At 62.5% G+C, this 12,251-nt stretch carries 11 protein-coding genes and 1 tRNA gene; 9 read left to right on the top strand and 3 right to left on the bottom strand.

Translation table 11 applies throughout. The features are described from left to right. Positions 1 to 15: 15 nt before the first annotated feature. The 3 genes from ACQGNJ_RS12645 to ACQGNJ_RS12635 all read right to left on the bottom strand — a co-directional run bounded on the left by ACQGNJ_RS12645 (position 16) and on the right by ACQGNJ_RS12635 (position 1,906). Entirely contained in the window at positions 16 to 453 is a 438-nt protein-coding gene (locus ACQGNJ_RS12645; RefSeq protein WP_426689595.1) for a universal stress protein, read from the bottom strand. 27 nt (positions 454 to 480) lie between these two features. After that, positions 481 to 1,242 (bottom strand): glucose 1-dehydrogenase, encoded by a 762-nt coding sequence (locus ACQGNJ_RS12640; RefSeq protein WP_426689594.1) that lies wholly within the window; start codon positions 1,240 to 1,242, stop codon positions 481 to 483. Between the two features lie 106 nt (positions 1,243 to 1,348). Continuing rightward, positions 1,349 to 1,906, bottom strand: coding sequence for a GspH/FimT family pseudopilin (locus tag ACQGNJ_RS12635; RefSeq protein WP_426689593.1), 558 nt, complete (start codon positions 1,904 to 1,906; stop codon positions 1,349 to 1,351). A 154-nt stretch (positions 1,907 to 2,060) separates the two neighbouring features. Between ACQGNJ_RS12635 and uvrB the strand changes: the two genes are divergently transcribed. The 9 genes from uvrB (at position 2,061) to tssG (ending at position 12,246) form a co-directional block, all read left to right on the top strand. Continuing rightward, the gene (uvrB, locus tag ACQGNJ_RS12630; protein ID WP_426689592.1) at positions 2,061 to 4,085 is read left to right on the top strand and encodes an excinuclease ABC subunit UvrB; all 2,025 of its coding nucleotides are present in this window, start codon (positions 2,061 to 2,063) and stop codon (positions 4,083 to 4,085) included. 88 nt (positions 4,086 to 4,173) lie between these two features. Then, positions 4,174 to 4,248 (top strand) — tRNA-Val (locus ACQGNJ_RS12625). A gap of 970 nt (positions 4,249 to 5,218) precedes the next feature. Then, positions 5,219 to 5,740 (top strand): type VI secretion system contractile sheath small subunit, encoded by a 522-nt coding sequence (gene tssB, locus ACQGNJ_RS12620; protein WP_426689591.1) that lies wholly within the window; start codon positions 5,219 to 5,221, stop codon positions 5,738 to 5,740. A gap of 6 nt (positions 5,741 to 5,746) precedes the next feature. Continuing rightward, positions 5,747 to 7,240 (top strand): type VI secretion system contractile sheath large subunit, encoded by a 1,494-nt coding sequence (tssC, locus tag ACQGNJ_RS12615; RefSeq protein WP_426689590.1) that lies wholly within the window; start codon positions 5,747 to 5,749, stop codon positions 7,238 to 7,240. A 119-nt stretch (positions 7,241 to 7,359) separates the two neighbouring features. Continuing rightward, positions 7,360 to 7,854 (top strand): Hcp family type VI secretion system effector, encoded by a 495-nt coding sequence (locus ACQGNJ_RS12610; protein ID WP_426689589.1) that lies wholly within the window; start codon positions 7,360 to 7,362, stop codon positions 7,852 to 7,854. Positions 7,855 to 8,056: 202 nt separating this feature from the next. Then, entirely contained in the window at positions 8,057 to 8,848 is a 792-nt protein-coding gene (locus ACQGNJ_RS12605; RefSeq protein ID WP_426689588.1) for a type VI secretion system accessory protein TagJ, read from the top strand. A gap of 18 nt (positions 8,849 to 8,866) precedes the next feature. Further along, positions 8,867 to 9,370 carry a type VI secretion system baseplate subunit TssE gene (gene tssE, locus ACQGNJ_RS12600; RefSeq protein ID WP_426689587.1) on the top strand — a complete coding sequence of 168 codons (504 nt, stop codon included), beginning with the start codon at positions 8,867 to 8,869 and terminating at the stop codon, positions 9,368 to 9,370. Between the two features lie 6 nt (positions 9,371 to 9,376). Then, positions 9,377 to 11,260 carry a type VI secretion system baseplate subunit TssF gene (gene tssF, locus ACQGNJ_RS12595; RefSeq protein ID WP_426689586.1) on the top strand — a complete coding sequence of 628 codons (1,884 nt, stop codon included), beginning with the start codon at positions 9,377 to 9,379 and terminating at the stop codon, positions 11,258 to 11,260. Continuing rightward, positions 11,224 to 12,246, top strand: coding sequence for a type VI secretion system baseplate subunit TssG (gene tssG, locus ACQGNJ_RS12590; protein WP_426689585.1), 1,023 nt, complete (start codon positions 11,224 to 11,226; stop codon positions 12,244 to 12,246). Before tssF ends, tssG begins: the two co-directional genes overlap by 37 nt. Positions 12,247 to 12,251 lie beyond the last annotated feature (5 nt).

The raw sequence follows: 12,251 nt of genomic DNA, 5'->3' as shown, positions 1-12,251 counted from the left end.
CGTCGATGATGTCGCTCAACGGCAAACCAGCACCGGCACGTCACCGTTGAGGATCACCTTGTGCGTTTCGCTGCCCAGCAGCAGCCGATCGAAGCCGCGCCAGCCGTGCGAGGCCATCGCGATCAGGTCGCACTGGTGTTTGCGCGCGGCGCCGACGATGGCGGAGTAGGGTCGCGCATCGACCTCGGCGCTGCTTTCGCATGGGACACCGGCGGCCTCAGCACGCCGACGTACATCGGCCAGATAGCGTTCGGCGTTGGCGTTGGCCTCCTGGGTGTAGGCCGGCTCGTTGGCCAGCACGAACTCGGCGAAATAATTGGAGGCGGGGAACGGCGCGATCACGTGGAACGCATGTACGCGGGCGCCCAGTCGGGCAGCCAGCTCGATGCCGGTGTCGACCGCACGCATGGACAGTTCGGAGCCGTCGGTGGGCAGCAGGATGTGTTTGAACATGGGGGACTCCTCAAATGCTCTGGGTAATCAGCGGCAGGTATAACCGCCATCGATGACCAGCTCGCTGCCGGTCACGAACTTCGACTCGTCGGAGGCAAGATAGACCACGCCCCAGGCGATGTCGTCCGGCTCGCCCATGTGGCCCAGCGGATGCAGCGCGCCGACCTCGCGACGCTGTTGTTCGCGGTCACCGCCCATGGACCCGATGTGCTGCTCCACCATCGGCGTCCAGATGAAGCCGGGATGGATCGAATTCACCCGGATGCGATCGGCGGCGTACAGCAGCGCGTCGGTCTTGCTCATCAGGCGGACCGCACCCTTGGACGCATGGTACGGCGGCACGTCGGGCGCACCGACCAGACCGTAGATCGACGACAGGTTGATGATGCTGCCGCCGCCGGCTGCACGCAGCGGGGCGATCGCGTGCTTGGTACCGAAGAACACACCCTTCACGTTGACCGCCTGCACCCGGTCCCATTCGGCCTCGGTGAGTTCGTGCGTCGGCTTGTTCGGACCGGCGATGCCGGCATTGTTGACGAGGATGTCCAGCCGTCCGAACGCAGCGACGGTGGCGGTGATCGCCGCCGCGACATCGGCTTCCACCGAGACGTCGGCCGGGAAGAAGCGGGTGTCGTCACCGAGCTCCGCCACCAGCCGCCGACCCGGCCCGTCGGGCAGGTCGACGACGGCTACCCGGGCGCCGGCTGCCAGCATGCGGCGCACGCAGGCGGCGCCGATGCCCACGGCGCCGCCAGTCACCAGCGCCACTTTTCCGCTCAATCTGCCCATGGCCATGTCTCCTCGGGGGAAACTCAGCATGTGCCTGTCGGCATGGCCAGGTGTTGATCGGGATCAAGTGGACATGCTGCCACCGCGCCAACCCTGCCGAGGCGAATCATTTCAGCTTGGCGCAAGTGGCGGCCTGGGTGGAGTTGGCCGGGGAGCCGCGGACGCGGCCGGCATTGGAAACCACCACGGTGAGAGCGTCACTGGCTTGCGCGGGTTGGCAGAACAGCAAGGTGATATTGCTGCCGCCGGCGGTGCCATCCGGGTGAAATCGCACGATGTGCCGGCCGTTGCTGCTCTGGATGATCAGTTTTCCGCGATGACTGTTGCCGACATCCAGCGGATGTCCATCGGGCTGATCGTCGCCGTTGCGGTCGTGCGCCACCAGCCAGCCGCTTTCCCAGCGGATGGCGCTGCTGCAGCTGCCGCCGTCCACGCTGGGGCAGAACAGCGAGCGTCGGCCGCTCATCACGGCCGCCTGGCGCGTGCGCTGCAGGGCGCTGATGAAATCCATCTGCGCCACCTGCAGTTCGTGGCGACTGAGCATTCGCTGCAGCGATGGGGTGGCGACGCTGGTCAGGATGCCGATGATGGCGAGCACCATGATCTGCTCGATCAGGCTGAAGCCGGCCTGGCGTTCTTGCCTGCGGTTTCCGGGTATCGTCACGACGTCGCCTCCTGCATGGACCGGGATCTCCATGCTTGGGGCTGGGCCAGGCGCCGGCCAGCAGCCGGCTTGCCGCACCCATGTCGGCGTCTGGTGACATCCCCTGTCAGCAGGCCCGATTTAAAATGGCGCACCGCGCCCACATCTGTAGCCGATGACCGATCGCTTCCAACTCGTCGCACCCTATCAACCCGCCGGTGACCAGCCGCAGGCAATCACGCGCCTCGCCGAGGGTTTCGAGGCCGGCCTGGCCGCGCAAACCCTGCTTGGCGTGACCGGCTCGGGCAAGACCTACACCATTGCCAACGTGATCGAACGCGTGCAACGGCCGACCATCGTGATGGCGCCAAACAAGACGCTGGCGGCGCAGCTGTACGGCGAGTTCAGGGAATTCTTTCCGAACAACGCGGTGGAGTACTTCGTCAGCTACTACGACTACTACCAGCCGGAAGCCTACGTGGTCGCGTCGGATACCTTCATCGAGAAGGATTCGTCGATCAACGAGCACATCGAGCAGATGCGTCTGTCGGCGACCAAGGCGTTGTTGTCGCGACGCGATTCGATCATCGTCGCCACCGTGTCGGCGATCTACGGCCTCGGCAATCCCGAGGACTACCTGTCGTTGCGGCTGATCCTGGCGACCGGCGAACGCATCGACCAGCGCAAGCTGATCCACCAGCTCACCGAGCTGCAGTACACGCGCAACGAGATGGAACTTCGTCGCGGCAGCTATCGCGTGCGTGGCGAGATCATCGACGTCTTCCCCGCCGAGTCGGAAACCGAGGCGCTGCGCATCGAGCTGTTCGACGGCGAAGTGGAAAAGATGGCGCTGTTCGATCCGCTCACCGGCGAGACGATCCGCAAGGTGCAGCGCTACACCGTCTATCCGCGCACGCATTACGCCAGCACGCGCGAAAGCGTGCTCAACGCGATCGAAACCATCAAGGTCGAGCTGAAGGAGCGGCTGGAATACCTTTACCGGGAGAACAAGCTGGTCGAGGCGCAGCGACTGGAGCAGCGCACCCGCTTCGACCTGGAGATGATGGCCGAGGTCGGTTACTGCCAGGGCATCGAGAACTACTCGCGCCACCTGACCCGGCGCGCGCCGGGCGAGCCGCCGCCCACGCTGTTCGACTATCTGCCGGCCGATGGGCTGCTGGTGGTGGACGAATCGCACGTGACCGTGCCGCAGCTTGGCGCGATGTACAAGGGCGACCGTTCGCGCAAGGAAACCCTGGTGGAATTCGGTTTCCGCATGCCGTCGGCGATGGACAACCGGCCGTTGCGCTTCGAGGAATGGGAAGAGCGCGTGCCGCGTGCCATCTACGTCTCCGCCACGCCGCGCGACTATGAGCTGAAGAAGTCCGGCGAGGCGGTGACCGAGCTGGTGGTACGCCCGACCGGCCTGGTCGATCCGGAAGTGGAGGTGCGCCCGGTGCGTACCCAGGTGGACGACCTGCTCAGCGAAGCGCACAAGCGCATCGCCATGGGCGACCGCGTGCTGGTCACCACGCTGACCAAGCGCATGGCCGAGAACCTCACCGAATACCTGTCCGAGCACGACATCAAGGTGCGCTATCTGCATTCGGACATCGAAACGGTCGAGCGCAGCGAGATCATCCGCGACCTGCGTCTGGGCGAGTTCGACGTGCTGGTCGGCATCAACCTGCTGCGTGAGGGCCTGGACATGCCCGAGGTGTCGCTGGTGGCGATCCTGGATGCCGACAAGGAGGGTTTCCTGCGCTCCACCGGCTCGCTGATCCAGACCATCGGCCGCGCCGCCCGCAACGTGCGCGGCAAGGCGATCCTCTACGGCGACAGCGTCACCCGGTCGATGCAGGCGGCGATGGACGAGACCTCCCGTCGCCGCGAAAAGCAGCTGATCTGGAACGAAGCCAATGGCATCACTCCGAAGACCGTGGTGCGGCGCATCGCGGATATCATGGAGGGCGCCCGCAGCGAGGCTGGCAACCGCCGTGGCAGCAAGTCGGCATCGCGGGGCCGCGGCGCCGTGGCCGAGCCCGCCGCCGATTACCAGGGGCTCAACGCAAAACAGATCGCTGGCGAGATCAGGAAACTGGAGGCGCAGATGTACAAGCACGCCCAGAACCTGGAATTCGAAGACGCCGCCCGCCTGCGCGACCGGATCCACCAGTTGCGCGAGCTGGCTTTGCGCTGAGCCGAAAACGGAATCGGCGCGGGGATATTGTCGAGTGCTGGCAGCTCACGTATACTGCGCGGCTCGCGTGGCTGGTCAGGCGCGAAGCGGGCGGTTAGCTCAGCGGTAGAGCACTACCTTGACATGGTAGGGGTCACAAGTTCGATCCTTGTACCGCCCACCACCTTTCGCAGGGTGGCTCAGAGATTCGATATGCTGTTGCCCTCCTGCATTGCGAAATGACGAAAGAGCCGCCTTTGGGCGGCTTTTTTCGTTTACCTCCCGGTTTCCCGAGGCGAGCCACCTGCGGTCTCCATCAGGGGCAATGCGGCAAAAGCCTACAGAGGTTTGCGGGCTACGATGCTTCCCAATCATGCGATGCGGCAGCAATTGTCGTGTCGCCGCTGTCGATTGGCGGAACCGGAATGCCGGTTTCATCCGATCGCGGTCGGCAGGTTCAAATTCAGCTTGCAGACAGGCGATGGCAGATGTACGTTAGCGAGCGAAGCGGTCTGGTTCAGGATTCAGGCGAAGCGCCGAATCGCGTCGCTTCGCAGCATCAGATACAGGGGCCTCCGGGTATCACGGGAACTGCGCCGGAAAGGGCAGCACTTCGGTGACGATGGCTGGTACGGGGGCTGCAAGACGCTTTACTGCCGGTTCGGCAGCGAGTGGGGTTCATCGGGAATGGGGATGAACCTGCGCTCATTGAAGTAGATCCAGATGGGGCAAGCAGGGAGTCCCATTGAGCCTGTCCGACGCATGGAATGAAGGGGGTGGACGATCACGCTTGCGAGTGTCTCTGGTGAAGACGGATTGACCCGGCAAATTGCGCCGAGGTCTCCTCTGTATGCCCCGAAACATCCCAGAGATTGCAGGTCGTGGCATGACGACATTGCGCATCCGTTGATGCTCCGCCGGGCCGATTGAAGGCAACTCTGCCGGGCCGGTGCAGTGCCCCGGGTTGCTGGAACCTACCGGGCACTGAGCCGCGCATCAAATGCAGACCAGGGCAGCTCTGCGTCGCGTGCATTTGCGGCGGGGGAGCGCTGACATGACGAAATACCGCGTTTCCTGCGGCACCCGAGACTTAAACGTCGCATCGAATTGATCGTTCCGTTCGAACTGCAAGAGCATTTACCGGGAGACAAGGCATGGCCAAGCAAAGCAGTCAGAAGTTCATCGCGCGCAACCGCGCGCCGCGCGTGCAGATCGAATACGACGTCGAGGTATATGGCGCCCAGAAGAAGGTCCAGGTTCCGTTCGTGATGGGCGTGATGTCGGATCTCTCCGGTGCCAATGCTGGCGAACTGCCCTCGATCGAGGAGCGCAAGGCGCTGGAGATAGACGTCGACAACTTCGACAGCCGGTTGCAGTCGATGAAGCCCCGGGTGACGTTTGCCGTGCCCAATACCCTGACCGGCGAAGGCAATCTTGCGGTGGACATCACCTTCGAGAGCATGGACGACTTTTCGCCGGCCGCGGTGGCCCGCAAGGTCGGTGCGGTTGCCAAGCTGCTGGAGGCGCGTACCCAGCTCGCCAATCTGGATACCTATATGGATGGCAAGGCCGGTGCGGAAAACCTGATCGCCCAGGCGCTGAAGGATCCGGCGCTGCTGCAGTCGCTGGCTTCCGCGCCGAAGCCGTCCGATGACACCAACAAAGACGGGGAGTAAGCAGGCATGGCAACCGAGAAACTAGCCGAACAGGGTGGCGCCACAGAGACTCTGGACGCCGGCGATTTTGCTGCGCTGCTGAACAAGGAATTCAAGCCCAAGAGCGATCGCGCCAAGGAAGAAGTGGAGTCCGCGGTGCGCACGCTGGCCGAGCAGGTGCTGAGCCGTTCCGACATCGTTTCCGACGATGTGGCACAGACCATCAACGCCTACATCGCCGAGATCGATCGCAAGCTCAGCGAGCAGATCAACCTGATCATGCATCACGCCGACTTCCAGAAGCTGGAGAGTGCATGGCGTGGCCTGCATCACCTGGTCAACAACACCGAGACGGATCAGCAACTGAAGATCCGCGTGTTGAACATTTCCAAGAAGGATCTGGCCAAGACCCTGAAGCGCTACAAGGGCACTGCCTGGGATCAGAGCCCCATCTTCAAGAAGATGTACGAGGAAGAGTACGGCCAGCTCGGTGGCGAGCCCTACGGTTGCCTGGTCGGCGACTACTACTTCGACCACAGTCCGCCGGACGTGGAGCTGCTGGGCGGTATCGCACAGGTTGCCGCCGCCGCCCATGCACCATTCATTTCCGCCGCCGCATCGACGCTGATGGGGATGGACAGCTGGAACGAGCTGGCCAATCCGCGCGATCTGGCCAAGGTGTTCTCCACGCCCGATTATGCCGCCTGGCGCTCACTGCGGGAGTCGGACGATGCCAAGTACATCGGTCTGACCATGCCGCGCACGCTGGCCCGCCTGCCGTACGGGGCGAGCACCGATCCGGTCGAGGAGTTCAATTTCGAGGAGGACACCAGCGGTGCCGATTCTTCGAAGTACACCTGGCAGAACGCGGCCTATTCCATGGCGGTGAACATCAACCGTTCGTTCAAGGAATATGGCTGGTGCTCGCGCATTCGCGGCATTGAATCTGGCGGTGCGGTGGAAGGCCTTCCCGCACACACATTCCCCACCGATGATGGCGGCGTGGACATGAAGTGCCCGACCGAAATCGCCATCACCGACCGTCGTTCGGCCGAGCTGGACAAGATGGGCATGATGCCGCTGGTTCATCGAAAGAACTCGGACATGGCGGCGTTCATCAGCGCGCAGTCGCTGGCCAAGCCGGACGAGTATGACGATCCCGACGCGACCGCGAACGCGGCCCTGGGCGCGCGTCTGCCCTACATGTTCGCCTGCTGCCGTTTCGCCCATTACCTGAAGTGCATCGTTCGCGACAAGATCGGTTCGTTCAAGGACCGGGATGCGATGGAGCGTTGGCTTGGCTCGTGGATCAATCAGTACGTCGATGGCGATCCGGCCAATTCCAGCGAGGAGACCAAGGCACGCAAGCCGCTTTCTGCCGCGGAAGTGGTGGTTGAAGAAGTGGAAGGGGCGCCGGGCTACTACACCTCGAAGTTCTTCCTCAAGCCGCATTACCAGCTGGAAGGCTTGACCGTTTCTTTGAGGCTGGTGTCCCGCCTGCCGTCGGCTGCCAAGAGCTGACGTACCTGGTGCCACAAGTTGTACAAAAGCAATTGCAGCGCAAGCAACCACCAGTATGTGCCGATGCGATTCATGGGCACGATTGGCTCAACTGAAGCAAACAGTCCAGGAGAATTCTGATGTCATTAGACATGCATTTGAAATTGGAAGGCGGTTCGGTCACGTTCAAGGGCGAGTCCAAGCACGCGAAGCACAAGGATGAGATCCAGGTTCTGGCATGGTCCTGGGGAATGTCGCAGAGCGGTTCGTTCGGTCACGGCTCCGGCGGTGGCGCCGGCAAGGCGAACATCCAGGACATCAGCATCACCAAGTACATCGACAAGAGCTCGACGGCTTTCATCAAGGCTCTCGTGACCGGTAGCCACATGGACACGGTGACCTTGTCCATATCCAAGGCGGGCGGATCGCAGGAAGACTACTTCACCATCAAGCTCACCAGTGCGATGGTGACCAGCTATTCCACCGGCGGCTCCGGCGGCGAGGACATGTTGACCGAGAACGTGTCGATCAGCTTCGCCAAGTTCGATGTCGAGTACTTCACCCAGAACGACAAGGGTGCTGTCGCTTCGGCCGGCAAGGTGGGTTACAGCGTCGAGGAAATGAAGGCGACGTGATTGGTTTGTCCCCATCCCGCTGGGGTAGGGACTTCATTGCGGATCTTCAGTGGAAGCTGGCAACGCCACTCCCGGCCAGGGCCGGGAGTGGCGTTGCGTCGCGGCGACACGGCGAATGGCTTGCGCAAGGGGCATCCCCGGTCGGTTTTCCTTGTCGGGCCATGTCGCGGACACGGCCAACGATTCGCTTGCGAGAAATGAAATGACACCAGAGAGCAAGCTCAAAGAAGGTCGAGTTGACGAAGCATTGCAACTGCTCACGGTGGAAGTACGCAACAACCCGGCCGACGCGAAGCGCCGGGTTTTTTTGTTCCAGTTGCTCGCCCTGCTCGGGCAGTGGGATCGAGCGCAGAACCAGCTGAACGTTTGTGGCGAGCTGGATCCGCTCAACGCCATGATGGTGGGCGCATATTCCGAGGCCCTGAAAGGTGAGCGGCTGCGTGCCGAGGTGTTCGCAGGCAAGCGCATGCCGGTGATCATTGGCGAGCCCGAGCAATGGTTGGCCCTGCTTCTTCAGGCCTTGAAGCTCGGCGCCGAAGGCCGGCACGAACAAGCGGCCGACTTGCGTGCGCAGGCATTCGAGCAGGCTCCGGCGGTGGGCGGCAACCTGGACGGCACGCCGTTCGAGTGGATCGCCGATGCTGATCCAAGGCTCGGGCCGTGCCTGGAGATCATCGTCAACGGTGGCTACTCCTGGGTTCCATTTTCGCGACTGCGGGAACTGAAATTCGAACCTCCAACCGACCTGCGCGACAAGATATGGGTGCCGGTACAGGTCACCTGGAGCAACGGCGGGCAGGCCATTGGCTTCATCCCAGGTCGATATCCCGCCACCGAGAAGTCGGAGGACCATGAACTTGTCCTGGGCCGCAAGACCGAGTGGGTCGACGCGGGTGCCGATCTCCAGGTGGGCCTGGGGCAGCGAATGCTGGCGACCGACGCGGCGGACTATCCGCTGCTCGACGTCCGCCTTGTTTCGTTCAACGCCGACTGATCCGGAGTCCCGATTACCATGGCTGAACTGACCACGCAGGAAAGACTTCAGCCTTCGCTGCTCGACCGCCTTACCGATGACGAGCCGGGCAAGCTGGAGGAGAGCCGCGACAAGAGGGTCATCTCGGCGACGAGATTGCGCGATTGCGTCACCCGCGACATCTCCTGGTTGCTCAACTGCGTGAGCATGGATGCCGACGTGCAGTTGGATGACTATCCGGAAGTCGCCCGTTCCGTCCTGAATTTCGGCATTCCCGACCTTACCGGCGTGGCTCTGTCCGGGATCAATCCGGATGTGCTGCAGCGCCGCGTCAGGGACGCGCTGCTGGCCTTCGAACCGCGTCTGACCGCAAACACGCTGCGGGTTGGCCTCAATGCCCAATCCGAACGGATGGATCGCCAGGCGCTCATTTTCAGCATTGAATCGGAAATGTGGGCTCAGCCCATCCCGCTGAACCTGTACCTCAAGACCGAGGTGGATCTGGAGACGGGGAGCTTCAAGGTATCGGAGGGCTTCGGCTGAGTTGCCATGGACCCACGATTGCTGCGCTACTACAACCGGGAACTGCAGCACGTCCGCGAGATGGGCGGCGAGTTCGCACGCGAGTATCCGAAGATTGCCGGACGACTCGGCCTGGAGGGCTTCGAATGCGCCGATCCCTATGTCGAGCGCCTGCTGGAAGGCTTTGCCTTTCTCGCGGCGCGCGTTCAGCTCAAGCTTGATGCGCAATTTCCGGTATTTACCCAGCACCTGCTTGAGATGATCTACCCGCATTACCTGGCCCCCGTGCCGTCCATGGCGGTGGTACAGATGCAGCCGGATCTCAAGGAAAGCGGCTTGCTCACCGGGCACACGGTGGCGCGCCACACCGCATTGCGCAGCCTTGCCGGCAAGGATGACCGTACCGCTTGCGAGTACCGCACAGCCCACGATGTCACGTTGTGGCCGCTGGAGTTGACCGAAGCGAAGTATTTCGAAACGCCGGCCGCCATCGCGGCCGCCGGCGTGGCATTGCCCGCTGGCAAGCCGGTACGAGCGGGTCTGCGGCTCAAGTTCCGGGTCACTGCAGGAGCCCAGGCCAACATGCTGGCGCTGGACAAGCTGCCGGTATTCATCGCCGGTGCCGACGAATTGCCCAAGCGCCTCTACGAGCAATTGCTGGGCAACGCCGTCTGTTACATGGTCCGGGCACCGGGTCCCAATGGCGACATCAGCCAGACTTTCGAGGGCAGTGCCATCCACCGGCGCGGCTTCGATGATGACGAAGCGCTCATCCCCTACAGCGGGCGTTCGTTCAGCGGCTATCGACTGCTGCAGGAATACTTTGCCTGCCCCGAGCGCTTCCTGTTTGCCGAGTTCACCGGGTTGAAGGCCCTGCTGAACCGCTCCAGGGGCAGCGAGTTCGAGATCGTCGTGCTCTTCGACCGCAGCGTGGCAAGTCTGCACAATGCCATTGATCTGAATAATTTCCGGCTGTTCTGCACGCCGGCGATCAACCTGTTTCCCCGTCGCGCCGATCGCATACATCTGCAACAGGGCAAGGCCGAGTACCACATCCTGGCCGACCGCACGCGGCCGATGGACTTCGAGATTCACAGTATCGGCAACGTCGAAGGTTTCGGCGATCGGCAGGAGCCCGAACAGCGATTCCTGCCGTTTTACGGGTGCGACGAACGCACCTGGCACAGTCAGCATTCGGCCTATTACACCATCCGCCGGGAACCTCGACTGGTTTCCTCGCGGCAGAAGCGCCAGGGCGCGCGTTCCAGCTATATCGGCAATGAAATGTTCATCGCCCTGGTCGATTCAAGTGAAGCACCATACTCGACCGAGTTGCGACAGATCGGCATGCAGTTGATGTGCACCAATCGCGACCTGCCGTTGCAGATGCCGGTGGGCAAATCCAAGACGGACTTCACCCTGGAAACCGGCGCGCCGGTTGAATCGATCCGCTGTGTGGCCGGCCCCACCAAGCCTCGCGCGCCGGTGGCCACCGGTGAAACAGCCTGGCGGCTGCTGAGCCATCTGCAGTTGAACTACGTGTCGCTGCTTGAGAACAATGCTGGCGAAGGCGCTTCGGCGCTGCGCGAAATGCTGACTCTGTACTGCGATGAGTTCGACTCCAGTGCGTTGAGGCAAGTCGAAGGCGTGAAGGCGGTCAGCTCGCAGCCAATCGTGCGGCGCGTTCCGGTGCCCGGTCCGATCACCTTCGGTCGTGGCCTGGAAATCACGCTTACCTGTGACGATGGCGCCTTCGAGGGGACTGGTGCCTTTCTTCTGGGTGCGGTGATGCAGCAGTTCTTTGCGCGCTACGTATCCGTCAACTCCTTTACCGAAACCGTTCTGCGTACTTTGGAACGCAACGAGGTTGCTCGATGGCCGGCCAGGCTCGGAACACGGCAGACGTTGTAGCGCTGGAGAATGCGCTGCGCGACCGTCCGGAGGACTTCGAATTTTTCGAGGCGATCCGGCGGCTTGAGTGTGCCTATCCGGAGCGCCCTCGGCTGGGCCATTCGGCCAAGGCCGCGGAAGATTTTGTCCGCCTGTGCCAGACCCCATCGCTGGCCTTCGCGCCCAAGACGGTCGATCGCTATCGGCCCGGCGGTGGCGGCAAACCGGCGCGCATGCATGGTCTCTTCTTCGGGCTGTTCGGTCCCAACGCGCCGCTGCCGCTGCACTTGACCGAATACGCCATGGACCGCGAGCTCAATTCAAGGGACCGCACCTTTTCCTCGTTCGCCGACATCTTCCATCATCGGATGATGAGTCTGTTCTACCGGGCTTGGGCTGATTCGCAGCCGACCGTGCATCTGGATCGTCCGGCCGAAGATCGTTTTCGCCTCTACATGGGGGCGATGGTGGGTCTGGCTACGCCCAACCTTGAAGACTGCGATGCCCTGCCGGACCAGTTCAAGCGTTTCTTCGCTGGTCGCCTGCTGCAGCAGGCGCGCAATGCCGAGGGTCTGAAGGGTCTGCTCGAGCGATTCTTCCGCATCCCAGTCGGCGTCGTCGAATTCGTTGCCGAATGGATGCGCCTGCCGCCCGAGTCACATCTGCGTCTGGGCGGTTCCGGTGAGGTCGCCGCATTGGGTCTGACGACGGTCACCGGAGAATATGTATGGGGAAGCCAGCAGCGCTTCCGTTTGCGGCTCGGCCCCCTGAGCCGTGCGGAGTTCAACAATTTCCTGCCCGGCGGCGAAGCGCTCAGGCAATTGGTTGCCGCGGTGAAAACCTATATCGGTGAAGAAAAGGCCTGGGACGTGCAACTGGTGTTGAAGCGGGCCGAGGTGCCTGCGACCAAGCTGGGGCAGAGCGGCCGCATGGGGCTGACCACCTGGATGGGTCAGGCGCAATCACAGGAAGACGCCGATCATGTGGTGCTGAAGCCGGTGGGTTGACCAGC

Origin of the sequence: Rhodanobacter ginsengiterrae, assembly GCF_050026815.1 — a bacterium.
GTDB classification, from domain to species: domain Bacteria; phylum Pseudomonadota; class Gammaproteobacteria; order Xanthomonadales; family Rhodanobacteraceae; genus Rhodanobacter; species Rhodanobacter ginsengiterrae.
This window is presented reverse-complemented; position numbering and strand designations above follow the sequence as displayed.

Coding starts and splice junctions, on each gene's coding strand:
- ACQGNJ_RS12645 (WP_426689595.1), bottom strand. CDS start 453: ATGTTCAAACACATCCTGCTGCCCACCGACGGCTCCGAACTGTCCATG.
- ACQGNJ_RS12640 (WP_426689594.1), bottom strand. CDS start 1,242: ATGGGCAGATTGAGCGGAAAAGTGGCGCTGGTGACTGGCGGCGCCGTG.
- uvrB (WP_426689592.1), top strand. CDS start 2,061: ATGACCGATCGCTTCCAACTCGTCGCACCCTATCAACCCGCCGGTGAC.
- tssB (WP_426689591.1), top strand. CDS start 5,219: ATGGCCAAGCAAAGCAGTCAGAAGTTCATCGCGCGCAACCGCGCGCCG.
- tssC (WP_426689590.1), top strand. CDS start 5,747: ATGGCAACCGAGAAACTAGCCGAACAGGGTGGCGCCACAGAGACTCTG.
- ACQGNJ_RS12610 (WP_426689589.1), top strand. CDS start 7,360: ATGTCATTAGACATGCATTTGAAATTGGAAGGCGGTTCGGTCACGTTC.
- ACQGNJ_RS12605 (WP_426689588.1), top strand. CDS start 8,057: ATGACACCAGAGAGCAAGCTCAAAGAAGGTCGAGTTGACGAAGCATTG.
- tssE (WP_426689587.1), top strand. CDS start 8,867: ATGGCTGAACTGACCACGCAGGAAAGACTTCAGCCTTCGCTGCTCGAC.
- tssF (WP_426689586.1), top strand. CDS start 9,377: ATGGACCCACGATTGCTGCGCTACTACAACCGGGAACTGCAGCACGTC.
- tssG (WP_426689585.1), top strand. CDS start 11,224: ATGGCCGGCCAGGCTCGGAACACGGCAGACGTTGTAGCGCTGGAGAAT.